Origin of the sequence: Jhaorihella thermophila (assembly GCF_900108275.1) — a bacterium.
In the GTDB taxonomy this organism is placed as follows: Bacteria; Pseudomonadota; Alphaproteobacteria; order Rhodobacterales; family Rhodobacteraceae; genus Jhaorihella; species Jhaorihella thermophila.
This window is the reverse complement of the sequence record NZ_FNVD01000013.1, coordinates 35,190-57,806: the sequence shown is the minus strand read 5'-3', so window position 1 is coordinate 57,806 and position 22,617 is coordinate 35,190. Positions and strand designations below refer to the sequence as shown.

The 22,617-nt window shown below is 67.1% G+C and carries 24 protein-coding genes; 6 read left to right on the top strand and 18 right to left on the bottom strand.

Going from position 1 to position 22,617, the window contains the following annotated elements:
- Positions 1-82: 82 nt before the first annotated feature.
- Both C4S70_RS14180 and C4S70_RS14175 read left to right on the top strand, forming a co-directional pair.
- Positions 83-712 (top strand): TRAP transporter small permease subunit, encoded by a 630-nt coding sequence (locus C4S70_RS14180; protein WP_104008768.1) that lies wholly within the window; start codon positions 83-85, stop codon positions 710-712.
- Positions 713-2,116, top strand: coding sequence for a TRAP transporter large permease (locus C4S70_RS14175; protein WP_104008767.1), 1,404 nt, complete (start codon positions 713-715; stop codon positions 2,114-2,116).
- An 11-nt stretch (positions 2,117-2,127) separates the two neighbouring features.
- On the opposite strand, the gene C4S70_RS14170 is transcribed toward C4S70_RS14175, so the two are convergent.
- The 3 genes from C4S70_RS14170 to C4S70_RS14160 are packed head-to-tail and all read right to left on the bottom strand — an operon-like array spanning position 2,128 to position 4,180.
- The gene (locus tag C4S70_RS14170; RefSeq protein ID WP_104008766.1) at positions 2,128-2,931 is read right to left on the bottom strand and encodes a metal ABC transporter permease; all 804 of its coding nucleotides are present in this window, start codon (positions 2,929-2,931) and stop codon (positions 2,128-2,130) included.
- Between the two features lie 5 nt (positions 2,932-2,936).
- On the bottom strand, positions 2,937-3,701 hold the full coding sequence (locus C4S70_RS14165; RefSeq protein ID WP_104008794.1) for a metal ABC transporter ATP-binding protein: 765 nt from the start codon (positions 3,699-3,701) through the stop codon (positions 2,937-2,939).
- Positions 3,698-4,180, bottom strand: coding sequence for a Fur family transcriptional regulator (locus C4S70_RS14160; RefSeq protein ID WP_104008765.1), 483 nt, complete (start codon positions 4,178-4,180; stop codon positions 3,698-3,700). The genes C4S70_RS14165 and C4S70_RS14160 overlap by 4 nt, the downstream gene beginning before the upstream one ends.
- An 88-nt stretch (positions 4,181-4,268) precedes the next feature.
- Here C4S70_RS14160 and C4S70_RS14155 point away from each other — a divergent pair, with 88 nt between their 5' ends.
- A complete protein-coding gene (locus tag C4S70_RS14155; protein ID WP_104008793.1) occupies positions 4,269-5,267 on the top strand; it encodes a zinc ABC transporter substrate-binding protein in 999 nt (332 codons plus the stop codon).
- 138 nt (positions 5,268-5,405) lie between these two features.
- On the opposite strand, the gene C4S70_RS14150 is transcribed toward C4S70_RS14155, so the two are convergent.
- The 10 genes from C4S70_RS14150 to C4S70_RS14105 form a co-directional block, all read right to left on the bottom strand.
- Positions 5,406-6,425, bottom strand: coding sequence for a hypothetical protein (locus tag C4S70_RS14150; protein WP_104008764.1), 1,020 nt, complete (start codon positions 6,423-6,425; stop codon positions 5,406-5,408).
- A gap of 13 nt (positions 6,426-6,438) precedes the next feature.
- Positions 6,439-6,909, bottom strand: a complete 471-nt coding sequence (gene greA / locus C4S70_RS14145) for a transcription elongation factor GreA (RefSeq protein WP_104008763.1) — start codon at positions 6,907-6,909, stop codon at positions 6,439-6,441.
- Positions 6,910-7,073: 164 nt separating this feature from the next.
- Positions 7,074-9,236, bottom strand: coding sequence for a selenide, water dikinase SelD (selD, locus tag C4S70_RS14140; RefSeq protein ID WP_104008762.1), 2,163 nt, complete (start codon positions 9,234-9,236; stop codon positions 7,074-7,076).
- A gap of 27 nt (positions 9,237-9,263) precedes the next feature.
- Positions 9,264-9,635 carry a Na+/H+ antiporter subunit G gene (locus C4S70_RS14135; RefSeq protein ID WP_104008761.1) on the bottom strand — a complete coding sequence of 124 codons (372 nt, stop codon included), beginning with the start codon at positions 9,633-9,635 and terminating at the stop codon, positions 9,264-9,266.
- Between the two features lie 7 nt (positions 9,636-9,642).
- Positions 9,643-9,912 (bottom strand): K+/H+ antiporter subunit F, encoded by a 270-nt coding sequence (locus C4S70_RS14130; protein WP_104008760.1) that lies wholly within the window; start codon positions 9,910-9,912, stop codon positions 9,643-9,645.
- Positions 9,909-10,406, bottom strand: a complete 498-nt coding sequence (locus tag C4S70_RS14125; protein WP_104008759.1) for a Na+/H+ antiporter subunit E — start codon at positions 10,404-10,406, stop codon at positions 9,909-9,911. The genes C4S70_RS14130 and C4S70_RS14125 overlap by 4 nt, the downstream gene beginning before the upstream one ends.
- A gap of 1 nt (position 10,407) precedes the next feature.
- Positions 10,408-11,958: a monovalent cation/H+ antiporter subunit D gene (locus tag C4S70_RS14120; RefSeq protein ID WP_104008758.1), complete on the bottom strand. Its 1,551-nt coding sequence runs from the start codon at positions 11,956-11,958 to the stop codon at positions 10,408-10,410.
- On the bottom strand, positions 11,955-12,302 hold the full coding sequence (locus C4S70_RS14115; RefSeq protein WP_104008757.1) for a Na+/H+ antiporter subunit C: 348 nt from the start codon (positions 12,300-12,302) through the stop codon (positions 11,955-11,957). The genes C4S70_RS14120 and C4S70_RS14115 overlap by 4 nt, the downstream gene beginning before the upstream one ends.
- Position 12,303: 1 nt before the next feature.
- On the bottom strand, positions 12,304-15,165 hold the full coding sequence (locus C4S70_RS14110; protein WP_104008792.1) for a monovalent cation/H+ antiporter subunit A: 2,862 nt from the start codon (positions 15,163-15,165) through the stop codon (positions 12,304-12,306).
- Positions 15,166-15,437: 272 nt separating this feature from the next.
- Entirely contained in the window at positions 15,438-15,695 is a 258-nt protein-coding gene (locus C4S70_RS14105) for a DUF2312 domain-containing protein (protein WP_104008756.1), read from the bottom strand.
- A gap of 197 nt (positions 15,696-15,892) precedes the next feature.
- On the opposite strand from C4S70_RS14105, the gene C4S70_RS14100 reads away from it, so the two are divergent.
- Entirely contained in the window at positions 15,893-16,111 is a 219-nt protein-coding gene (locus tag C4S70_RS14100; RefSeq protein WP_104008755.1) for a hypothetical protein, read from the top strand.
- 40 nt (positions 16,112-16,151) lie between these two features.
- On the opposite strand, the gene C4S70_RS14095 is transcribed toward C4S70_RS14100, so the two are convergent.
- Complete coding sequence (locus C4S70_RS14095; RefSeq protein ID WP_104008754.1) at positions 16,152-16,367, bottom strand: hypothetical protein; 216 nt, start codon at positions 16,365-16,367, stop codon at positions 16,152-16,154.
- A 270-nt stretch (positions 16,368-16,637) separates the two neighbouring features.
- Here C4S70_RS14095 and C4S70_RS14090 point away from each other — a divergent pair, with 270 nt between their 5' ends.
- Positions 16,638-17,501: an MBL fold metallo-hydrolase gene (locus C4S70_RS14090; RefSeq protein WP_104008753.1), complete on the top strand. Its 864-nt coding sequence runs from the start codon at positions 16,638-16,640 to the stop codon at positions 17,499-17,501.
- A gap of 55 nt (positions 17,502-17,556) precedes the next feature.
- Positions 17,557-17,988, top strand: coding sequence for a TIGR01244 family sulfur transferase (locus tag C4S70_RS14085; RefSeq protein WP_104008752.1), 432 nt, complete (start codon positions 17,557-17,559; stop codon positions 17,986-17,988).
- Positions 17,989-18,008: 20 nt separating this feature from the next.
- Here the strand turns inward: C4S70_RS14085 and C4S70_RS19325 are convergent, their stop codons facing one another.
- The 4 genes from C4S70_RS19325 to C4S70_RS14065 all read right to left on the bottom strand — a co-directional run bounded on the left by C4S70_RS19325 (position 18,009) and on the right by C4S70_RS14065 (position 22,581).
- Positions 18,009-19,136, bottom strand: a complete 1,128-nt coding sequence (locus tag C4S70_RS19325) for a FliM/FliN family flagellar motor switch protein (RefSeq protein ID WP_160114881.1) — start codon at positions 19,134-19,136, stop codon at positions 18,009-18,011.
- 75 nt (positions 19,137-19,211) lie between these two features.
- Positions 19,212-21,890 carry a sensor histidine kinase gene (locus tag C4S70_RS14075; RefSeq protein WP_104008750.1) on the bottom strand — a complete coding sequence of 893 codons (2,679 nt, stop codon included), beginning with the start codon at positions 21,888-21,890 and terminating at the stop codon, positions 19,212-19,214.
- On the bottom strand, positions 21,890-22,204 hold the full coding sequence (locus C4S70_RS14070) for a hypothetical protein (protein ID WP_104008749.1): 315 nt from the start codon (positions 22,202-22,204) through the stop codon (positions 21,890-21,892). Before C4S70_RS14070 ends, C4S70_RS14075 begins: the two co-directional genes overlap by 1 nt.
- The gene (locus C4S70_RS14065; RefSeq protein ID WP_104008748.1) at positions 22,201-22,581 is read right to left on the bottom strand and encodes a response regulator transcription factor; all 381 of its coding nucleotides are present in this window, start codon (positions 22,579-22,581) and stop codon (positions 22,201-22,203) included. Before C4S70_RS14065 ends, C4S70_RS14070 begins: the two co-directional genes overlap by 4 nt.
- Positions 22,582-22,617: the final 36 nt, after the last annotated feature.

Below are 22,617 nucleotides of genomic sequence, written 5' to 3'. Positions count from 1 at the left end.
TCCGCGCCCGGCGAAGTGACGAGGCCGGGCGGTCGCGCCCGGCCTCACGCGCCCTTTCCCCCATCCACGGAGCGCCACGGACATGGCCGGACATTCTTCGGTTCTCGAAGACGGCAGCCTGCTGAGCCGTCTTGACCGTCACCTGCTGAAATTCGAACGCTTCCTCGCGCTGGTCAGCGGCCTTGCCGTGTTCGGCCTGATGGTGCTGGCGGTGGTGTCGGTGGGCGGACGCAACCTGTTCAACCGCCCGCTGGCCGGTTACGTGGACTGGATCGAGCAGCTGATGCCGCTGATTGCCTTCATGGGCATTTCCTTTGTCCAGCGCGAGGGCGGCCATATCCGCATGGACATCGTGATCGGGATGCTGCGGGGCCGGGCGTTGTGGCTGTTCGAACTGATATCGGTCATCCTGATCCTTGTCCTGATGGCGGCGCTGGTCTGGGGCAGCTGGGCGCATTTCCAGCGCAGCTTCGATTTCGAAGCGCCGATGTGGAGCAATGACAGCTCGATCGACATCGGGCTGCCGATCTGGCCGGCCAAGCTGCTGGCGCCGGTGGCGTTTTCGGTGCTGTGCTTGCGGCTGCTGCTGCAGATATGGGGCTTCGGGCGCGCTTTCCTGCTGGGGCTGGCGAATCCCGTGGCGGTGCCGCTGATCGAGGACACCGCGGCGGTCGCAGCGCATGAGGCAGAGCAGCTCGAGGGGCACGAATAGATGGACAATATCGAAATCGGCCTTTGGGTGACCGGCGGAATGCTGGTGATGGTCGTGATGGGAATGCGCGTGGCCTTTGCCGCCGGGCTGGCCGGGTTGGCGGGGCTCATATGGATTTTCTGGGCCAAGTTCGGATACGCCCCCGACAAGTTTGGCAAGGCGCTGACCGTTGGCGTCAAGATCGCGGGCCAGGTGCCGCATTCCAAGGTGTCCAGCCAGGCACTGAGCCTCATCCCGACCTTCATCCTGATCGGCTATCTGGCCTATTACGCGGGGCTGACCCGCGCGCTGTTCGAGGCGGCCAAGCGCTGGATCGCCTGGCTGCCGGGGGGGCTGGCGGTCAGCACCGTCTTTGCCACCGCGGGCTTTGCCGCGGTGTCGGGGGCCTCTGTGGCCACGGCGGCGGTCTTTGCCCGCATCGCCATCCCCGAGATGCAATCCATCGGCTATGACAAGCGGTTCGCGGCCGGTGTCGTGGCGGCGGCGGGCACGCTGGCCTCGATGATCCCGCCCTCGGCGATCCTGGTGATCTATGCGATCATCGTGGAACAGGACGTGGGAAAACTGCTGCTCGCGGGCTTCATCCCCGGCGCGTTCTCGGCGCTGATCTACGGCATCCTGATCGTCGGCACCGCTATGCTGTTCAAGCGCGTCGGCCCCCCCGTGGGGGGCTTCAGCTGGCGGGAACGGCTGGTGTCGCTGCCGCCGGCGCTGCCGATCGTCTTCGTGGTCGTGATCATCATCTTCTTCGTCTACAACCCCTTCGGCGGCGATGCCTGGGGCACCCCGACCGAGGGCGGCGCGCTGGGCGCCTTCGTGGTGTTCTGCATGGCAGTCTGGAAGGGGATGCGCTGGTCCGAGCTGAAATCGGCGCTGATCGAAACCGCCAAGCTGACCGTGATGATCTTCTCGATCATCTGGGGCGTGCTGATCTATGTCCGTTTCCTGGGGTTCGCCGACCTGCCGGGGGCCTTTGCCGACTGGGTCACCTCGCTGCACATGTCGCCCATGCTGATCCTCGTTATGATCCTGCTGGCCTATGCGGTGCTGGGCATGTTCATGGACGCGATCGGGATGCTGCTGTTGACCCTGCCGGTGGTCTATCCGGCGGTTATGGCGCTCAATGGCGGAGAGGCGGTGAGCGCCGCCGACAGCACCTTTGGCATGTCCGGCCCGATGTGCGCGATCTGGTTCGGCATCCTCGTCGTGAAGATGGCCGAGTTCTGCCTGATCACGCCGCCGATCGGGCTGAACTGCTTTGTCGTGGCTGGCGTGCGGCCGGATCTCAGCGTTCAGGACGTGTTCCGGGGCGTGACTCCGTTCTTCATCGCCGATGCAGTGACCATTGCGCTGCTGGTGGCGTTTCCAGCCATCGTCTTGTGGCTGCCGTCGCTGGCGATGTAGCCCGCCCGATATCAGACCCGGCCGCGCAGGCCGCCGGCGGCGGTGGTGAACAGGAACAGACCCGCCGCCACGCAGACGATGCTGGGTCCGGTGGGCGTGTCCAGCAGAAAGGATACCCAAAGCCCCGCCAGCGCTGACACGGCCCCCAGCAGGGCGGCGCCTATCGCCATTGCCTCGGGCGTGCGGACGAGCGGCCGAGCGGCGGCGGGCGGGATCACCAGCATGGCCGCGATCAGCAGAACGCCAACCACCTTGATCGCCACGGCCACCACGATGGCAAGCGCGAGCGTCAATCCCAACTCCTCGCGCCGCGGGTCAAAGCCGCTGGCGCGGGCCAGATCGGGGTTCAGCGTGGACATCAGCAGCGACGGCCAGCGCCACGCGGTCAGCCCGGCGACCACCGCCGCGCCGCCCCAGATCACCGCCAGATCGGCCCGGTTCACGGCCAGAATGTCGCCGAACAGAAAGGCCATCAGGTCCAGCCGCGCGGCGCCCCGGTCGGCCAGCAGCGCCACCGCCACCAGCCCCGCGGCCAGCGCGGTATGCGCCGCCACGCCCAGCAGGGTGTCCATCGCATAGCCGCGCCCCGACAGCGCCGAAACCGCCAGCGCCATCGCCAGCGCCGCCCCCAGCACCGCCGGCACCAGCGGCAGCGACAGCGCCAGCGACAGCGCCACGCCCAGGATCGCCGCATGCGCCGTGGCCTCGCCGAAATAGGCCATCCGCCGCCATACCACGAAACAGCCCAGCGGCGCGGCGGCCAGCGCCACCCCGACACCCGCCAGCGCGGCCCGGATCAGGAAATCGTCCAGCATGGGTTTCAGGTCTCCGTCTCGTGCGCGTGTCCCGGATGCGGGTTCGGGTGGTCGTGATCGTGGCTGTGGTGGTGCTCGTGGCGATAGAGCGCCAGCGTGCCGCCCGTGCCGGTGCCGAACAAGGCGCGGTATTCCGGGGCGCTGGCGACCACCTCGGGCGTGCCTTCGCAGCAGATATGGCCGTTCATGCACAGCACCCTGTCCGAGGCCGCCATCACCACATGCAGGTCGTGACTGACCATCAGCACCGCGCAGCCGGTATCCCGCCGCACGGCCTCGATCCGGCGGTAGAAGGCGGCCGAACCGGGCTGGTCCAGCCCCTGCGTCGCCTCGTCGAGCATAAGAATCTGCGGATCTTCCAGCAGGGCGCGGGCCAGAAGCACGCGCTGGAACTGCCCTCCCGACAGGTCCGCCATCTGCCGGTCATGCAGGTCGGGGACCCCCGCCTGGTCCAATGCGGCCAAGGCCTCGCGCGTGCCAATGCGGCGCGGCAGGTTCAGGAACCGTTGCACGGTCATCGGCAGAGAGGCGTCGATCGCCAGCTTCTGGGGGACGTAGCCGATCCGCAGACCCGGCGCGCGGACCACGCGGCCCCGCGCCGGCACGATGGCGCCGATCAACGCCCGCAGCAGGGTGGACTTGCCCGATCCGTTCGGGCCGACGATGGTGACGATCTCGCCGGATCGGATCTCGAAATCGACGTCCTGCAGCACCACGCGCCCGTCCAGCCGGACCGACAGGTTTTCGGCACGGATCAGCGGCGCGGTCATCGGCCTGTCTCCGCCGCGCAGCCGGGGCACAGCCCTTCGGCTTCGACCACCACGCGTTCGATGGCAAAGCCCGCCGCCCGCGCCACGGCCCCCAGCCGCCCCTGTTCCAGCGCGGTTTCTGCTTCGGCCACGGCTCGGCATTCGCGGCAGATCAGAAAGGCCGGCACATGCGCCTCTCCCGGATGGCTGCAGGCGGCATAGGCGTTCAGCCGCTCGATCCGGTGCGCCAGCCCGTGCCGCACGAGAAAATCCAGCGCCCGATAGACGACGGGCGGCTGCGAGCCCATGCCGTCCTCGGTCAACACCGACAGGATGTCATAGGCGCCCATCGCCCGGTGCTCCTGCAACAGAATCTCCAGCACCCGGCGGCGGACCGGGGTGAGCTGCACACGCGCCACGGCACAGCGCGCTTCGGCTGCGTCCAGCGCCTGCGAGATGCAATGGCTGTGGTCGTGGCGTTCGAATCCGACGGCAGACATGGGGTTCCCGCAATATCAAGATTGACATGTTATAATGTAACACTTATCAATGCGCGCCGATCCCGACAATATCCAAGGTTCATCGATCATGAAATTTCTTCTGGCCACCCTGATCCTTCTGCTGGCTGCCCCCCTGCGGGCAGAGACGCCCCGCGTTGTCGCCGACATCGCCCCGGTTCATGGCATCGTCGCCGAGGTGATGGAAGGCGTCGGCTCACCCGACCTGCTGCTGTCGCCCGGCGTCTCGCCGCACCACGTCACGCTGCGTCCGTCGCAGGCGCGGGCGATGCAAAAGGCGGATCTGGTGGTGTGGATCGGTCCGGCGCTGACCCCATGGCTGGAAAAGGCGCTGGAATCGCTCAGGCGGGGCGAGCAAATCGCGCTGCTCGAACTGCCGGGCACGATCGTGCTGCCCTTTCGGGACCATGACGATGACGCGCAGGACCGCGAACACGGTGAGGAGCACAGGCACGCCCAAGGCCACGGCGACGACCATGCGCAGGGCGCGGCCCGCCCGCTCGCCCACGACCATGACCAAGATCGTGAGAACGACCACGGCCACGATCATGCCGGAGGACCCGATCCGCACGCCTGGCTGGATCCGCGCAACGCCGCCCTGTGGGCCGGAGCGATCGCCGAACGGCTGTCGCGGATCGACCCGACGAATGCCGACCGATATCGCGCGAACGCGCGCACCTTCGCCGATCGCATGCACGCGCTCGAAGACGAGATTGCGGCGCGGCTGGCCGATACCGGCCCCTATCTCGCCTATCACGATGCGTTTCAGTATTTCGAAACCCGCTTCGGGCTGAAGCTTGCCGGCGTGATCGCAGCCGGGGACGCGGCCGACCCGGGTGCGGCCCACCTGTCGGCGCTGCGACGGCATCTTGCCGAAAAGGGCGTCGCCTGCGCCTTTCGCGAACCGCAACTCGACCCCCGCCTGATGCAGGCCGCGCTGGAGGGGCTCGACCTGCGCATTGGCGTGCTTGATCCACTGGGCCGCGATCTCGAACCGGGGCCGGGATTCTACGACTCCCTCCTGCGCAACCTCGCCGCCGGTTTTGCCCAGTGCAGGCCCGGTAGCTGAGCTGGCGCCGGAACCGCCGGGCCGCCCTTCATCTTGCCCGAAATACTCTGGGGGGTGCGGGGGGCAAAGCCCCCCGCCTCGGTCGGATCGCGTGAGCGATCCGAAACGGCTTGTCCCTTGAAGGGCGCAAGGACGCCCCTAGCTGAACGTGCCCGCCACCCGTCCCAGCAGCATGAACGCCCGCGCCGTGCGGGTGTCGGCCAGGGCCGTGATCTCGGCGTCGGTTGCGGTCTGCTCGAACTCGGTAAAGGTCTTGTCGAAACGGCGCAGAAAATGGTGGGCGGCATCGCGAAAGATCGGATCCTGTTTCATCCGCCCGGCCGTCAGCGCCAGCGAGCTCCGGTCGCGGATCCCGCCCAGCGCGGCCACCTCGCGCCCGCGCGCGCCCTGGGCAAAGCGCCGCCAGATCTCGGGGCGCGCCATGTCCGGGCGCAGGTCATCCATGTAGATCCCGTCCTGGCTCAGCAGGGTCAAAACGTCCTGCGCCGCCCGGATCAGCAACGCCGCCTTGCGGTCGCGCAGCGCCCGGCGCAGGGCGGCAAAGCCTTCCTCGTCCTCGGCGGTTTCGGGAAAGTTCAGCGCGCGGATGAAATCCTCGTGCGTCAGCGGCGGGTCAAGGCTGTCCGCCGGGGTGCCCAGCGCCAGCGCCGCCTGACCCTGCGGGTCGGGCTCGGTCGGCGCGTGCGGCTCGGGGCGGGGGGCATCGCGGCGCACCGAATGAAAGGTGGCCAGCGCCGTCTCGGTTTTTTTCGCCGCCTGCGCGATTTCGTCCAGCTTGCGCGTAACCGAAGGCTCGGCTGGAATGGCGCCGCGCTGGGCCTGAGCAATCTGCGTCTGACGGATCGCCTCGATCGCGGTCTGCAGGCGCTGGCTTTCCTCGCGCATGATCCGCGCGGTGCGCGCCGCCACCGCCGCCACCCAGATCATCGCCACCGGCAGGAAAACCGCCAGCATCGTGATGCCGAACCGCAGACCCGAAAAGCCCGCGACCTGATCTTCGGGCGACAGCACCAGAAACAGCGTTGCCACCACCAGCCACAGCAGTGTCAGCAGCACGGCGGCGACTTCGATCCCGGTGATCCTGGGGCGGTCGGACTCGCCGCCCCGGCCCAGGGGCGACAGCGGGCTCTTGCCGGGGCCGGACGTGGGCGCGGTCATGCGGGATCCCCCGTCAGGAATAGACGATCTTGACGACCTCGTAATAGCGTTCGCCGCCCGGCGTGCGCACCTCGACGCTGTCGCCGACTTCCTTGCCGATCAGCGCGCGGGCGATGGGCGACTTCATGTTCAGCAGGCCCTTTTCGACATTGGCCTCGTGTTCGCCCACGATCTGCCAGGTCTTTTCCTCTTCGGTCTCTTCGTCCACCAGGGTCACGGTGGCGCCGAACTTGATCGCGCCGGTCAGGGTCGAAGGGTCGATCACGTCGGCGCGGCCCAGGATCGATTCGAGTTCCTTGATCCGGCCCTCGATGAAGGATTGCTTTTCGCGGGCCGAGTGATACTCGGCATTCTCGCTCAGGTCGCCATGTTCGCGCGCCTCGGCGATTGCCTTGATGATCGTGGGGCGTTCTTCGGTCTTCAACTGCTTCAGTTCTGCCTCGAGCGCGGCATAGCCGGCGGGCGTCATCGGGATCTTTTCCATGCGAATCCTGTCGATGTTCGTCCATGTGAAAATGCAACGCCCCCGCCGCGGCAGCGACGGGAGCAGGCGTTTGGGTCATGGCATTCCTGACTCAATCCGGGGGGAGAATGCAAGAGAAAGGCGCGACGTCGGCGGCCATCCGCAGGGGATTTCCGCTGCACGGGTCAGGCGCCCGTGATCTGCGGGTCGCCTTCGCGCAGCATGCCGACAAGCGCGGCGTGATAGCCCGCCTCATGCAGCGCGGCCAGCAGTTCGGCCGCCTGCGCCCGTTCCACCGCGGCGAGCAGACCGCCGGCGGTCTGGGGGTCGAACAGCAGGTCGTGGCGCCCCCCCGCCGGCAGGGACAGCGCCAGCGCCCGGTTCTGTGGGAATAGGATGGAGCGGATCCCCGCTTCGGCCAGCTCAGCCGCCCCCCGCATCAGCGGGATGTCGTCGAGGTAAAGTTCGGCCGCGCAGCCCGATGCTTCGCACAGTCCCATGAGATGCCCGGCCAGCCCGAAGCCGGTGACATCGGTCATCGCATGCGCGCCCGACAGGATCCGCGAGGCCGCGCCCTGCGGCTGGCACATCAGCGCGAGCGCATCCGCCACCCAGTCGCCGCGCGCGCGCCCGCCCATCTCGGCCGCCATCAGAACGCCGCTGCCCAGCGGTTTGGTCAGGATCAGCGCATCGCCCGGCCGTCCCCCGGCCAGCGTCACCGGGTCGCCGTCGCACAGGCCGGTGACGGTAAATCCGACCGTCAGCTCGTCGCCCATCGAGGTATGCCCGCCCACGATCGCCGCGCCGGCCTCGCCCATGACCTCCTGCGCGGCGGCCATGATCTCGGCCAGGGTGCGTTCCTGCAACTCGGGCGACATGCGCGGCAGGATCAGCGACGCCGTGGCGGCCTGCGGCTGCGCCGCCATGGCCCAGACGTCGCCCAGCGCGTGGACGGCGGCGATGCGGGTCATCACCGCCGGATCCTCGACCATCGCCCGCAGGTGGTCCGAGCTTATCACCTGCCGCGCGCCGCCCGTTTTCAGCAGCGCCGCATCGTCGCCCGGCAGCGGCTCGATATCCGACCGCGCCGCCCCCGCCACGGGCGCCAGACCCGCCCGCAGCGCCGCGCGCCCCACCTTGGCCCCGCAGCCGCCGCACATCGGCTTGTCGCCGATGGCCTCGGGCAAACCTTCGGCGTGCATCGGCGGCAGTTCGGGCGGCTCCATCGCGGGCAGGTCGCGGAACTTCTCCATGAAGCGCCGGTCGATCCGGTCCTTCCACCGCCACATGAGGCGGCCGGCGTAGGCAGTGCCGAACTTCTCGGCCAGTGCCTCCTTGCCGCCCAGCGAGACCAGTTTCAGGTAATCCTTTTGCGGCCGGTAGGGGCGCAGTCGGTGGCCACTGAGCGTCGCGCAAAGGTTGTCGAACAGAACGGGCGCCTCGCGGACCGCATAGACCCCGGCCTTGGGGCGGGGGGCGTGGGTCAGATGCGCACAATCGCCGGCGGCAAAGACGGCCGGGTCGGATGTGCGCAGGGTTTCGTCCACGGCGATGAAGCCGTCATGCAGCGCAAGCCCCGTGTCCCTGAACCACCCGTACGGCCGTGCCCCCGCCGCCCCGGTGACGAAATCGGCGGCGATGTGTCGGCCGTCGGCCAGTTCGACATGATCCTCCGCGATGCGGGCAATGGGAGCGTGCTCGATCAGGGTGACGCCCAGTTCGGACATCCGGGCGCGGATCAGCCGTTGGGCGCGGGGCACCAGCGCCGACAGCGCCCGCGCGGCGTCGATCAGGTGGATCTCGGTCTCGCGCCCGCGCTGGCGCAGGGCAAATGCCATTGCCATCGCGATCTCGGCCCCCGCCACGCCGCCGCCGATCACCGCCACGCGGGCCGGACCGGTGCGGTCTCGATAATCGGCCCATCGCGCGGCGAATTCGCCCAGCGGCTTGGCCGGGACGGCGTGCTCGGCGAAGCCGGGCAGGTCGGGCATGGCCGAGGTTATCCCGACATTGACCGAGGCCACGTCATAGCCGATCGGCGGCCGCCCGGCGACGTGGATCTGCCGGGTCTTGAGGTCCATCCCTTCGACCGCGCCGAGGATCACCCGCGCCCCGGCGAACCGCGCCAGCCGCACGAGGTCGATGTCCAGATCCGACCGCGTATAGTGCCCCGCGACGAAACCCGGCAGCATGCCCGAATAGGGCGCGGTGGGGCCGGGATTGATCACCGTCACCCGTGCGCCGGGCAGGGGCTGCATCCCCCATTTGCGCAGCACCAGCGCATGCGCGTGACCGCCTCCTACCAGAACGAGATCGCGGGTCAGCGGAAGGCGTGGCATGGCGTGCATCGGGCGCGTTCCCCGTGTCAGTGTGGGTCAGTCCCGGTTCCCGTCCCGGTCCGCGTCATGGGTCGCCCACAGCCGGTCCTCGCCCGGCGTCGGCAGGGTTTCGGGGCGTTCGTTGCGGTGCAGGTGCACCTTGGCGATGAAAAAGGCGGTGACGGGGGCGGTCAGGAACAGAAACAGCGTGATCAGCAGTTCGTGAAACGAGAGATGCCCCTCGAACAGCGGGGCGTGGATCATCGAGGCGATCAGCGTGCCGCCCACGCCCAGCGTGGTCGCCTTGGTCGGAGCGTGCAGCCGCGACATCGGGTCGCGCAGTTTGATGAGTCCGAAAGAGCCCACCAGCCCGAAGATGCCTCCGATGACCAGTCCGGCCGAGATCAGGATTTCCGCAAGGCTTTCCATGGCATCCTCACTCGATGATGTTGCCGCGCAGCAGGAACCGCGCATAGGCCACGGTCGAGACGAACCCCAGCATGGCGATGATCAGGACCACCTCGAAATAGATCTCGGTCCCGAAGGCGAGGCCGTAGAGCACCAGCAGCGCCAGCGCGTTGATGACCATCGTGTCGAGCGCCAAGATCCGGTCGCCGATCTGGTCGGCGGCGGCGACTTTCCACAGGCACATCAGCATGGCCGCACCATAGCAGGCAAAGGCGAAATAGGCGGCGTAGGTGATCATTCGAAAATCTCCTTCAGGCGGCGCTCGTAGCGGTCCTTGATCTCTTCGACGACGCTGTCGGGATCGGGCGCGTGCAGGCAGTGCACCAGCAGATAATGCCCGTCGGCCGAAAGGTCGGCCGACACCGTGCCGGGCGTCAGGGTGATCGTGGCGGCCAGCGCGGTGATCGCCTCGGGATGGCGCAGATCGAGCGGGATGGCGATGAAATGGGGTTCGAGATCCTGCGCCCGCTTGAACAGGATCAGGCGGGCGACGATCACGTTGGCCACGCAGATGTCCCACAGCGCGATGGCCAGGTATTCGGCGATCTTCAGTGGCCCGCGCAGGGTGGGGCGGTCGGGCCAGAACGGGGCGGTGACCACCGGGATCACGAGCCCCAGGAAGAAACCGAACAACAGCGAGTTCAGCGACCAGCGGTTGACCAGCAACAGCCACACCACGGTCAGCAGCGCCGTCAGCAGCGGATGCGGGATGAGGCGGGCGAGGATCTTCATGTCAGGGCCTCCTCAGAACCGTGTCGATCACGGCGGACGGTTCGAACAGCTGCTCGGCCGTGGCCTGCGCATAGGACATCACCGGCCCGGCAAAGACCGTCAGCAGACCCAAGGTGGTCAACAGCGCGCCCGTCGCCACGAAGGGCAGAGTGCGCGGGTGCGGGCGCATTACCCATGTGGGATGGTTGTCCTCTTCCTCGGGCTCCTCGGCGCGGGGTTCGAACCCGTTGGCCGGGTCGAAGGGGCGCCAGAACAGGATACTGCCGGTGCGCGCCAGCCCGACGAGCGTGATGAGCGACGTGACAAGGATCACGGTCCAGATCGTGGTCATCATCGGATCGGTTCGCGCCGCATCCATGATGAACAGCTTGCCGATGAAGCCCGACAGCGGCGGCATCCCGGCCAGACCGATCGCGCCGGCGAAGTAGAAGGCCGAGATCAGCCCCGTCTGCGGCATCGGCCGGGCCACGGCGATGGCGGAGCCGCGGCGTTCGGTCACGAGGTCGGCGACCAGAAACAGCGCCGCCGTCGCCAGCGTCGAATGGATCATATAGTAGATCCCCGCCGCGGCTGCCGTTTGCGTGAACATCGAAATCGCCACCAGCAGCGTGCCCACCGAAGCGATCGCGCCAAAGGCGACCAGCCGTCCAAGCTCGCGCGCGCCGAGAATGCCGACCGATCCCAGCGCCAGAGTCGCCAGCGCCGCCGGCAAGAGCCAGTCTCCGGCCAGGCCCGCCGTCACGGCCACGTCGGGGCCGAACACCAGCGTATACATGCGCAGGATCGAATAGGCCCCGACCTTGGTCATGATCGCAAACAGCGCCGCCACCGGCAGGGGCGCGTTGGCATAGGTCGCCGGCAGCCAGAAATGCAGCGGCAGCACCGCTGCCTTGATGGCAAAGACCAGCAGCAGCAGCACGGCGCCGACCCGGATCAGGGCGCTGTCCCCTGCGGGCAGGGCCGCGACCTTTTCGGCCAGATCGGCCATGTTCAGCGTGCCGGTGACGGCATAGATGGTGCCCAGCGCGAACAGGAAGATGGCCGAGCCCACGAGGTTGTAGACCACATACTGCACCCCGGCGCGAAACCGCGTGCCGCCGCCGCCATGGATCATCAGCCCGTAAGAGGCGATCAGAAGCACCTCGAAGAACACGAACAGGTTGAAGGCATCGCCGGTCAGGAAGGCGCCCATCAGGCCCATCAGTTGGAACTGGTAGAGCGCATGGAACAGCTGTCCCCGCGCGTCCCAGCGCGAGCCGATCACGTAAAGCAGCACGATCAGGGCCAGCACCGCCGTCAGCACGACCATCAGCGCCGACAGCCGGTCCAGCACCAGCACGATTCCGAAGGGAGCCGGCCAGTCGCCCAACTCATAGGTCAGAACCGCGCCGGTCGAGGCCTTGGCCAGCAGCATCAGAGACACCGCCACAAGCGCCACCGTCGCGCCCACCGAAAAGATCCGCGTCAGCGACAGGTGGTGGCGCAGCACCATCACGATGAACGGTCCCATCACCGCCGGCAGGATCACGGGCAGGATGACAAGGTGGCTCATGCGTCCTCTCCCGTCTCTTCGGTCATGTCGATGCGGTCGTCCTTTTCGCTCAGATAGGCGGCCAGCGCGATCATCACGATCACGGCGGTCATGCCGAACGAGATCACGATGGCGGTCAGCACCAGCGCCTGCGGCAGCGGATCGGTATAGGTCGCATCCGCCTTGTAGGGGTTCAGGATCGGCGGGGCGTTGGCCGCCAGCCGTCCCGAGGCGAACAGGAACACGTTTACCGCGTAGGACAGCAGCGACAGCCCGACGATCACCGGAAAGGTGCGCAGCCGCAGGATCAGATAAAGGCCGGCGGCGGTCAGCACGCCGATGCCCGAGGCAACAAGAAATTCCATCTCAGCGCGCCTCCTCTGCGGTGGTTTCCTCGACTTCGCGGGCCGGGTTGATGTCCATCGGGAATTCGCTTGCGATGCCCGGCCGCCAGGCAAAGCGCGCCAGGCTCTCCAGCGCCAGCAGCACCGCGCCCACCACGGCCAGGAACACGCCCAGGTCGAACAGCATTGCGGTGGCCAGTTCGAACTTTTCCAGCGGCGGGAAGTGGAAATAGCCGAAGGCGCTGGTCAGGAACGGCTTGCCCGCCAGCCAGGATCCGATCCCGGTCGCCGCCGCCACCAGCACCCCCGACCCGATCAGCGCCGAATAGGGGAACCGCAGCCGCTCGGCCGCCCAGGAAAAGCCCGAGGCCATGTATTGCATCACCAGGGCGATGGCGGCGATCAGCCCGGCGATGAAGCCGCCTCCGGGCAGGTTGTGGCCGCGCAGGAAGATATAGGTCGCCACCATCAGCGCCACGGGCATCATCATCCGCGTCGCAACCACCATGATCATCGGGTGGGCGTCACCCGATTGCGGCTCGGACGGTTTGCGGTTCAGCAGGTAGGCGCGCACCGGGCTGTTCAGCACCGCTCGGGTGACCGCGAAGATCACGATCGCGGCGATGCCCAGCACGGTGATCTCGCCGAAGGTATCGTAGCCCCTGAAATCGACCAGGATCACGTTCACCACGTTGGTGCCGCCGCCGCCGGAATAGGAATTGGCCAGGTGATAGTCGGAAATGGTGGGGAAGGCGAAGTCTCGCACCATCAGCGCATAGATCAGCCCGCCGACGCCCAGACCGGCCGCAATCGAAAGGGCCGCGTCGCGCATCCGCCGCATGGGCGAACTTTCCAGCGGCGTCTCGCGCGGCAGGAAGTTCAGCGCCAGCAGCATCAGCACCACCGTCACCACCTCGACCGAGATCTGGGTCAGCGCCAGATCGGGCGCCGACAGATAGGTGAAGGCCAGCGACACCACCAGCCCGACCACGCCGATCAGCACCAGCGTCACCAGCCGGTTGCGGTGGAAGATCACCACCAGCGCGGTCGCCAGGATCACGCCGATCCAGCCCAGCAAGGGAATGATCGCGATCTCCATCGTCCGGCGGGTCGGTGCGGCGAGGGTGCCGCTGAACCAAGCATATCCCGTGAGCGCCAGAACAAAGGCCAGCAGGATCGCGCCATAGCGGGTCATCGACCCGTCATGCAGCGTATCGGTCACGGCGCGGCTTGCCCGCGTGGCCGCGCCCACCAGCGCGTCGAAGATCTCCTTGGCCTCGGGCCTTGGCATCGCGTTCCAGACGCGGTCCAGCCAGCCATGCGCGCCCAGCAGGACGACGCCGCCGGCAATGGCGATGATCGACATCACCAGTGCCGGCGTCATCCCGTGCCAGAGCTTGAGATGGACCTGCTGCACCTGCCCGCCGGTCACCGCGCCGGCGGCGGTCTCGACCAGGGTCGAGGCCATCGCCATCGGGAACAGGCCGATCAGCACCACCAGCAGCGTCAACAGTGCCGGCGGCATCCACATGCCCGCGCCGGGGTCGTGCGGCTCGGTGGGATAGTCGTCGCGCACCGGCCCCAGGAACACATGGGCCACATAGCGAAACGAATAGGCAGCCGAAAACAGCGCCGCGAGCGTCGCCAGCGTGGGCACCAGCCAGCCATAATCGGCCCAGACGGTATGCGCGGCTTCCTCCAGCATCATCTCCTTGCTGAGAAAACCGTTGAGCGGCGGGATACCCGCCATCGACAGCGCCGCGACCGTGGCCAGCGTGAAGGTCGTCGGCATCAGCTTGCGCAGGCCCCCCAGCCGCTTGATGTCGCGGGTATGCGCGGCGTGATCGACGATGCCGGCGGTCATGAACAGCGCCGCCTTGAAGGTGGCGTGGTTGATGATGTGGAACACCGCGCCGATCGCCGCGGCCTTGGTGCCAAAGCCCAGCAGCATGGTGATGAGTCCCAGGTGGCTGACCGTCGAAAACGCCAAAAGCGCCTTGAGATCGTCCTTGAACAGCGCGATCACCGCCCCGATCAGCATGGTCAGCAGGCCGGTGGTGCCGACCAGGTAGAACCACGCCTCCGTGCCCGACAGCACCGGCCACATCCGCGCCATCAGGAACAGCCCGGCCTTCACCATCGTGGCCGAGTGCAGATAGGCCGAAACCGGCGTCGGCGCCGCCATCGCGTGCGGCAGCCAGAAATGGAACGGGAACTGTGCCGACTTGGTGAAACATCCCAGCAGGATCAGCACCAGCGCCGGCAGATAGAGCGGCGAGGCCTGGATCGCCTCGCGCTGGTCAAGGATCGCGGTCAGGTCATAGCTGCCCGCGACATGGCCCAGGAGCAGCATTCCCGCGATCATCGCAAGCCCGCCCGCGCCAGTCACCGCCAGCGCCATCCGCGCGCCCTGCCGGCCTTCGGGCAGGTGGCGCCAATAGCCGATCAGCAGAAAGGACGACAGCGACGTCAGCTCCCAGAAGATTAGCAGAAGCAGGACGTTGTCGGACAGGACGATGCCCACCATCGCGCCCTGAAACAGCAGCAGATAGCTGTAGAACTGGCCCATCGGGTCCTCGCGCGAGAGATAGAAACGCGCATAGATGATGATGAGAAGGCCGATGCCCAGGATCAGCCCCGCAAACAGCAGGCCCAGCCCGTCGAGAAAGAAATTCGCGTTCAGCCCCAGACCCGGCAGCCAGTCGAGCCGCGCCGTGACGGTTTCGCCCCGCATCACGGCCGGGGCGTTGAGGAGCAGTCCCACCAGCGCCAGCAGGGTCACGGCGGCGGTGGACAGATAGGCCGAATTGCGCCCCGCGCGGATCAGCAGCGCAGGCAATACCGACCCCAGAAAGGGCAGGGCGACGATCAGGAACAGCGACAAGGGGATCCCTCCAGTCCGTTCGATCCGAAACTTGCCCATGTGGGTAAGGATATTTTTCCCGCTGTCCAGCCCTTGCGCCCCGATTCCTGCCATATCGGGCGATTCTCGGACAACGCCGCGCCTGCGGGGGCGGCGCGGGATGTGGCAATGTGCGGCCGATCGGGCTGCGCGGAGCTGCGGGCCCCCCTCAGGTCAAAACAAAGGGCCGCGTGGCGTCCGACGCGGCCCGATGGGGTCAGCGGGGCGAATCCGCCGGGCGACAGGAGGCCCGGCTACATGCCCAGGGCTTCCTTGTAGAGCTCCAGCACCGCCTCTTCCTCGGCGATTTCGTCCTTGTCGCGCTTGCGCAGGGCGATGATCTTGCGCATCACCTTGGTATCATAGCCGCGCGCCTTGGCCTCGGCCATCACCTCCTTCTGCTGATCGGCGATGTCCTTCTTCTCGGCCTCCAGCCGTTCGATGCGCTCGATGAAGCTGCGCAGTTCGTCAGCGGTCACACGATAGGTCGCATCGGTGGAATGTTCGTCCATGGACAGGCTCCGTCTGGCTGCTAGGGTGGTGACGTGAAGCCACGGGATACAAGGGTGCCGGTGCGGCTGCAAGACGGGATCGGCGCGGGGCGCGCCGCAGCGGCCTTGTGCGGGGGGCGCCGATCGGCTAGAGCCCGCGCACGGATGCCCTCGGCAAGGACGCCGGGCCGAAAGGATTCTGACCAGTGGAGACACGGATGTTCGAGATCATGATCTGGGCGGGCACCGCCGTCACCCTGCTGGGGCTTGTCGGCCTGATCTGGTGCGTCATCCGCGCCAACCGCGTGCGCCGGCAGAATCTGGCCGATGAAGACCTGAAACAGGCCCTGATGGCGCTGTTGCCGCTCAATCTCGGGTCGCTGTTCCTGTCGGCAATCGGTCTGATGCTCGTGGTAGTCGGCATCATCCTGAGCTGAGCCGGGCAGGCCGAACCAGAGGGCGGCCGGGGCCGGCAGTTCAGAGCGGCAGGTTGTCGAACCTGGCCTCGATCGCCTCGTCGGCAAGCTCAGCCTCGAGCTGCAAGAGCCGCCGGGGAATCTCCACCCGCTCCATGCGGAGCCGGTCGAGCACGCGCGAAAATTCAGGTTGCATCGCAAGGCGCCGGTCGGGTTCCGCGTCAAGGATTTCCCGCTCCAGCCGCAGAGCCGTATCCAGCAGGTTCCGTTCGGTCATGGCACTCCTCCTCTTTCCGGTACCGTCTCCGCCCCGGCCCGGTCATGACGCTGTGCAGACGGCGCGCCGGGATCCGCCACGCCGGGCAATCCCCTTCGGGCTGTCAGGATCATGCCGGATTCACTCGAATTCTGCACGGTTTCGCCACCAGCCGCATTGACCGAGGTCAATTCCCAGCGCACGGGCGGATGCGGATCGCCGAGAGACGCGCCTTGAAAACACATTCCAAACAGCTAATTTGAAGGGGCGCGACTGCAATGGAGAATTTCGATGAAGCCGGATGTGACAGCCTTTTTCGACGAAGAAACCAACACGGTTTCCTATGTCGTGCGCGAACCGCAGGGGCGGGCCTGTGCGATCATCGACAGCGTGCTGGATTTCGACCACGCCGCGGGGCGGACTGCGACGCATTCGGCGGATCGGATCATCGACCATGTCCGGTCCGAAGGGCTGACCGTCGAATGGATCCTGGAAACCCATGTTCACGCCGACCATCTGTCCGCCGCGCCCTATCTGCAGGAAAAGGTGGGCGGGCGCATCGGCATCGGCGACCGGATCACGGTGGTTCAGGAAACCTTTGGCAAGGTGTTCAACGAAGGCACCGAGTTCCAGCGCGACGGCAGCCAGTTCGACGCGCTGTTCCGCGAAGGCGACAGTTTCCACATCGGCCAGCTGCGCGGCGACGTGCTGCACACGCCGGGGCATACGCCGGCGTGTCTCACCTATGTGATCGGCGATGCTGCCTTTGTCGGCGACACGCTGTTCATGCCGGATTTCGGCACCGCCCGCTGCGACTTTCCCGGTGGATCTTCCGAGGTGCTCTATGACTCGATCCAGAAGATCCTGTCGCTGCCGGACGAGACGCGTATATTCGTCGGTCACGACTACAAGGCGCCGGGGCGCGACGAGTACGCGTGGGAAACCACCGTGGCCGAGGAAAAGGAGCGCAACGTGCATATCGGGCACGGCCGCAGCAAGGAAGAGTTCGTCCGGATGCGCAACGAACGCGATGCCACGCTGGGCATGCCGCGGCTGATCGTTCCGTCGTTGCAGGTGAACATGCGCGCGGGCCATTTCCCGCCGCCGGAACCGGATGGCAAGGTGTTCCTCAAGCTGCCGATCAACGTGCTCTGATTGCGGCGCGGAGCCGCACTGGACAGCCGTCGGATGCGCGGTTAGGACGTGAGGCATGGATCTTCGACAGCTTGCCCCGAACTATTTCGTCTCGCCTCAGATCGCGCCCGCGGACATGCCCGTGCTCGCGCAAGCGGGGTTCACGTCGGTGATCTGCAACCGGCCCGATGCCGAGGTGACGCCGGACCTGCAGGCAGCAGCGATGCGCGCGGCGGCCGAGGCCGCGGGGCTGCGCTTTGAGGTGCTGGAACTGGTGCACCAGACGCTCACGCCCGAAAACGCGGTTTTGCACCGCGAACTGGTCCAGAACGGCGGCGAAAAGGTTCTGGCCTATTGCCGGTCCGGCACGCGGTCCTCGGTGATCTGGGCGATGGGGCAGATCGGCCCGCGCAGCGTCGAGGACGTCATGGCAGCGACCCGCGCCGCCGGGTACAATCTGGACAGCTATTTGCCGCTGTTTCAGCAGGTCGCGCTGAATCCCGTCTGAAACGGCGGCGGTCCCAGGCGTCACGACGCATCGTCCGTCCCGGTCTTCGCGGGCGCGGAATCCGCCTCCGGCAATCCCGCCAGCGAGGAGATTTCGGCCAGCGCCTGATCGGGGGTCATCTGCGACAGGCGGTCGTGGTAGCCGTCTTCGTCTACGGGCTCCTGCGGCGCGGGCGCGGGCGCGGGTCCGGTTTCGGCCGGCGCGGGCGTCTGCGGCTCGGCCTCGTCCGGGCCGGGATGTTCGACGAAACGCGCGGGGAGATCCGGCGGCGCCGCCGCCTCGCCCCCCGGTGCCAGCCGTAGCCGGATCGCCCGCAATCCCCCCGCCTGACCCAGCTTGCCCGTGGCGATCACCCGCCCGTCCAGCGCCACCAGTTCGGTCTGGTTCAGACGGCCGCGCGCCAGCGGCAGCAATTCCCCCGGTTGCATCCGCGCCAGCTGCGCAAGCGGTAGCCGAAGCCGTTCGATCACGGCCGTCAGTTCGGCCCGGATCGCGCCGAAATTCCGTTCCATCCCGTGCGAGTGCGGCGGCGGCGCGGTGCCGCTTTCGGCCCCGCCGGCCGGTTCGGACAGCACAAGCACCAGTCCGCCCTGTCTCGCGCCTCCGCCGATGTCCAGAGAGAGTTCGAGAACGCGGAACGCGCCGTCCTCGAGCGCGAGCAACAGGCCGCCGGGGTCTTCGGTCATGCCGGCACACCGCAGCCCGGCCACGCAATCGCGGTCTTCGGCCTGCTCGACCAGATCGACAAGCCGGGCGAGGATCCCGTCCAGAAACGGCGCGATCAGCGCGGCGTCGGTGGGGGTGAAGCGGCGGCTGTCGGGCCACGGTGCAAGGATCTGGCCGGTGGTCAGTTGCTGCACCAGCGCCGAGACGAGCTGCCCGTCAACGATGGCGCCGCCCAACCGGCCGTCGTCGCCCGCCAGCAGAACCGGCATCCCGGTTTCGGGCAGGTTTTCGGAAAGCTCGTCTAGCGCGCCCCGGTATTCTGTGGCGCCGATCACGGCGGCCGGGGCGCCGACCTCGTCCGCGGCCGTGCGGGCCACGGCCAGGCGCAGCACGCGCAGCAGCGACCGGGCCGCCCGTTGCGTCCCGCCCCCTGCCGCGAGCTTGCGTGCGAGCACCGATTCCGAAGCCTTCGCCGCTGTCATTCCCTTCGCCCTGCCGTTGCGGTTCCTGCCCATGCACTCCTAGCGCAGGAATGGTTGCCGAGAAGTTGACGCGGCCTATTGCGCCGCCATTTCCGCCGCAGCCGGAAGGATTACCCGGAATGCGCCGCCGGTCCGGTCGGCCAGATAGACGATCTCTCCGTCCAGCCGGTTCATGATTTCGCGGCAGATCGCCAGCCCCAGCCCCGCGCCGCCGGCCTTGTCATGGACGACGCGGGCGAATTTCTCGAACACCATCTTCTGCGCCTCGGGCGGAACGCCGCTGCCGTTGTCGATGAAGTCCACCGCGATCCGCCCCTTCAGGTCATGCACCGCGATCACCAGTTCGGGCCGTGGCGCATCGCAGTATTTCTGGGCGTTGGAAATGAGGTTGATGAACACCTGTGCCAGCCGGTCCAGATCGGTGTGCAGGACGATGTTTTCGGCCGACCGCCTGCGGCGGATCTCGATCGGCCGCTCCAGGCCCGACAACGCCGTCGAGATGGCCCGGTCCAGCACCTCGGCCAGCGTTCCGGTGCCGAGATTCAGCGACACCTCGCCGTTTTCCAGCACGCTCAGGTCGAGCAAATCATCCAGCAACCGGGTCAGGCGAAGCGCCTCGTCGTGGATGATGGCGGCATAGCGGGTCTGCTCCTCGGCGGCCAGCCCCTCGGTGTCGCGCAGGATCTCGGAAAATGCGCGGATCGAGGTCATCGGCGTGCGCAATTCGTGGCTGACCTGGCTGAGAAACGCGTCCTTCTGCTGCGAGATCTGCAAGAGCTTTTCGTTGGCATCGCGCAGCTTGGCGGCGGTGCGGGTCAGTTCGGCCGATTTCGCCTCGAGCCGGCTGGAATATTCCATCAGCTGCGCGGATTCGTCGGCCACCGCCAGAAGATCCTCGACCGATACCGACGACCCGCCCACGATCTGGCCGATCATGGCATGGGCCGTGGCCGCGCCGACCGAGCCGGCCAGCTTGCGTTCGAGACGCTCAAGAAAGGCCGGGGTCGGTTCGGGCAGACCGGCATGGATGCCCTGGCGCGCCGCCTCCTCGCGAAAGAATGCCTGAGCCTCGCCCCCGCCCATGATCCGCTGGGACATGATCATGAGGTCTTCGCTTTGCGCCACCGAGCCGGTCCAGCCGCGCGGGCCGGCGGAATGGTCGAAGACATTGACGAATTGCGCACCCTGCAGCCGCTCCAGCGGGCTGGGGAAGGTCAGCAGGGACACTAGGCTGAACACCGCGGCGTTCAACGCAAGGCTCCACATCACCGCATGCACGGTCGGGTCCAGCCCTTCGATGCCGAACAGCGCCTGCGGCCGCAGCCAGCCGATCCCGAACGGGCCGGATTCGAAGACCGAGGGCGGCATCAGTTCGCTGCCGATCCCCGGCAGCAGCATCGTATGGACCCACAGGCAGAACCCGACCGTCAGCCCCGCCAGCGCCCCGGTCCGGGTGGCCCCGCGCCAGAACAGCCCGCCCACCAGCGCCGGCAGGATCTGGGCGATGCCGGTGAAGCTGATGAGCCCGATCGAGGCCAGCGCCGAGCCGCCGCCCGAAAGCTCGAAATAGAAATAGCCCAGCGCCATGATCACGCCGATGGCGATGCGGCGCGACACCAGCACGATGTGGCGCACGTCGCCGGACACCGAGGCGCCGCTGCCCCGGCGGCTGAGCCAGATCGGCATGACCAGGTGGTTCGACACCATCGTGGACAGCGCCATGGCGGCGACGATGACCATCGAGGTGGCCGAAGAGAACCCGCCGAGGAAGGACAGCATTGCCAGCCCGTCCTGACCTTGCGACAAAGGCACGGTCAGCACGAACAGGTCGGGGTTCGCGCCCTTCGGCATCAGCTCCAGCCCGATCGCGGCGATCGGCACCACGAACAGGCTGATGAGCAGCATGTAGAGCGGAAAGGCCCAGGACGCGGTGCGCAGGTGGCGTTCGTCATCGTTTTCGACCACCATGACCTGAAACATCCGCGGCAGGCAGACGAAGGCCGCTGCCGACAGAAAGGTGATCGCCGCCCAGCGCCCGCCATTCACCTGCCATTGCCCGATCTGCGAGGCGTCGATCCGCGCAAGCGCCGGGCCGACGCCCCCCGCCACACCCCAGACCACGAAGATCCCGACCGCAAGCAGCGCCACCAGCTTGACCACTGCCTCGAGCGCGACGGCCGTCACGACCCCGTGGTGGCGTTCATTGGCGTCCAGGTTGCGGGTGCCGAACAGGATGGCAAACACAGCCAATCCCACGGCGATCCACAACACCAGCCGGGTTTCGCTGAATCCTCGCATGTTGGTTTCGTCGAAAAATATAGAAAATGAAAGAGTTATGGACTGAAGTTGAAGTGATATGTAAGGTGTGATCCCCAGCACGGCGAGCACGGTGACACAGATTGCCAGCAGGTTCGACTTGCCATAGCGGGACGAGATCAGATCGGCGATCGAGGTCACGCGCTGGCTGCGGCCGATCCGCACCAGCTTGCGCAGTCCCCACCACCAGCCGACCATGACCAGCGTCGGGCCAAGGTAGATGGTCACGAACTCCAGACCCGATCGCGCCGCATAGCCGACGGCGCCGTAGAATGTCCACGCGGTGCAGTAGATCGACAGAGACAGGGTATAGATCAGGGGCGATCGGAGCCAGGTGCTGCGGCCCTTTGCGGCCAGCCTGTCGGCGGCGAAAGCCACGCCGAACAACAGCGCCACATAAGCCAACGACACCGCCACCAGCAGGTTGAGCGTCGCCATCAGGCGTCTCCGTCCCGATCCGTTCCGTCCGGCCGGTCGGATGGCTGGTTCATGCCCCTGGTCAGCCGGCCGAATGCCGCGTTGACGACGATCAGACCGGCCCAGACGGAAAAGATGTAAAGGATCGCCGAAGACGTTGGCACGCCGTCACCGACCGCGCTCGCGCGCGGCCAGAGCAGGGGAACCGCGAACAGGGCCGCGCCCATGATCGGCAGCAGGCGCGCCGCGTCCAGCAGGCGCCGCCGGCGATAGCTCTGGCGTTCGAGAAAGACCGGCGGCGCGGCGCGCGTATCTTCGATGGGGCCGGTCGTCATGACCCGGAGGCCTGCGCATGCAGATCGCGCACCGCCGCCAGCACCTCGGCGTTCGAAAACGGCTTGGTCATGAAGCGGGTGACGCCGGCCTCTTCGGCCATCTCGCGGTCGCGGCTCTGCCCGCGGGCCGTCAGCATCAGAACCGGCAGGTCCCGGAACCGCTCGATCCTGCGCAGTTCGCGCACGATGTCGATGCCGCTCTTGCCCGGCAGCATGATGTCCATGATCACCAGATCCGGGCGCTTGTCGCGGATGACGTCAAGCGCATCGGACCCCTCGGAGTGCACATCTACCTGCCAGCCTTCGCGGCTGAGCAGAAAACGGATCGCCTCGACGATATTGGGTTCGTCCTCGACCAGCAGAACGTGTCGGCTCATGTTCGGTTTTTCCTCCCCCGCGCGAACGTCCGCCTT

Bases quoted from the DNA above. Each gene is read 5' to 3' on its own strand.
- C4S70_RS14180 (WP_104008768.1), top strand. From the start codon at position 83: ATGGCCGGACATTCTTCGGTTCTCGAAGACGGCAGCCTGCTGAGCCGT.
- C4S70_RS14175 (WP_104008767.1), top strand. From the start codon at position 713: ATGGACAATATCGAAATCGGCCTTTGGGTGACCGGCGGAATGCTGGTG.
- C4S70_RS14170 (WP_104008766.1), bottom strand. From the start codon at position 2,931: ATGCTGGACGATTTCCTGATCCGGGCCGCGCTGGCGGGTGTCGGGGTG.
- C4S70_RS14165 (WP_104008794.1), bottom strand. From the start codon at position 3,701: ATGACCGCGCCGCTGATCCGTGCCGAAAACCTGTCGGTCCGGCTGGAC.
- C4S70_RS14160 (WP_104008765.1), bottom strand. From the start codon at position 4,180: ATGTCTGCCGTCGGATTCGAACGCCACGACCACAGCCATTGCATCTCG.
- C4S70_RS14155 (WP_104008793.1), top strand. From the start codon at position 4,269: ATGAAATTTCTTCTGGCCACCCTGATCCTTCTGCTGGCTGCCCCCCTG.
- C4S70_RS14150 (WP_104008764.1), bottom strand. From the start codon at position 6,425: ATGACCGCGCCCACGTCCGGCCCCGGCAAGAGCCCGCTGTCGCCCCTG.
- greA (WP_104008763.1), bottom strand. From the start codon at position 6,909: ATGGAAAAGATCCCGATGACGCCCGCCGGCTATGCCGCGCTCGAGGCA.
- selD (WP_104008762.1), bottom strand. From the start codon at position 9,236: ATGCACGCCATGCCACGCCTTCCGCTGACCCGCGATCTCGTTCTGGTA.
- C4S70_RS14135 (WP_104008761.1), bottom strand. From the start codon at position 9,635: ATGGAAAGCCTTGCGGAAATCCTGATCTCGGCCGGACTGGTCATCGGA.
- C4S70_RS14130 (WP_104008760.1), bottom strand. From the start codon at position 9,912: ATGATCACCTACGCCGCCTATTTCGCCTTTGCCTGCTATGGTGCGGCC.
- C4S70_RS14125 (WP_104008759.1), bottom strand. From the start codon at position 10,406: ATGAAGATCCTCGCCCGCCTCATCCCGCATCCGCTGCTGACGGCGCTG.
- C4S70_RS14120 (WP_104008758.1), bottom strand. From the start codon at position 11,958: ATGAGCCACCTTGTCATCCTGCCCGTGATCCTGCCGGCGGTGATGGGA.
- C4S70_RS14115 (WP_104008757.1), bottom strand. From the start codon at position 12,302: ATGGAATTTCTTGTTGCCTCGGGCATCGGCGTGCTGACCGCCGCCGGC.
- C4S70_RS14105 (WP_104008756.1), bottom strand. From the start codon at position 15,695: ATGGACGAACATTCCACCGATGCGACCTATCGTGTGACCGCTGACGAA.
- C4S70_RS14100 (WP_104008755.1), top strand. From the start codon at position 15,893: ATGTTCGAGATCATGATCTGGGCGGGCACCGCCGTCACCCTGCTGGGG.
- C4S70_RS14095 (WP_104008754.1), bottom strand. From the start codon at position 16,367: ATGACCGAACGGAACCTGCTGGATACGGCTCTGCGGCTGGAGCGGGAA.
- C4S70_RS14090 (WP_104008753.1), top strand. From the start codon at position 16,638: ATGAAGCCGGATGTGACAGCCTTTTTCGACGAAGAAACCAACACGGTT.
- C4S70_RS14085 (WP_104008752.1), top strand. From the start codon at position 17,557: ATGGATCTTCGACAGCTTGCCCCGAACTATTTCGTCTCGCCTCAGATC.
- C4S70_RS19325 (WP_160114881.1), bottom strand. From the start codon at position 19,136: ATGACAGCGGCGAAGGCTTCGGAATCGGTGCTCGCACGCAAGCTCGCG.
- C4S70_RS14075 (WP_104008750.1), bottom strand. From the start codon at position 21,890: ATGGCGACGCTCAACCTGCTGGTGGCGGTGTCGTTGGCTTATGTGGCG.
- C4S70_RS14070 (WP_104008749.1), bottom strand. From the start codon at position 22,204: ATGACGACCGGCCCCATCGAAGATACGCGCGCCGCGCCGCCGGTCTTT.
- C4S70_RS14065 (WP_104008748.1), bottom strand. From the start codon at position 22,581: ATGAGCCGACACGTTCTGCTGGTCGAGGACGAACCCAATATCGTCGAG.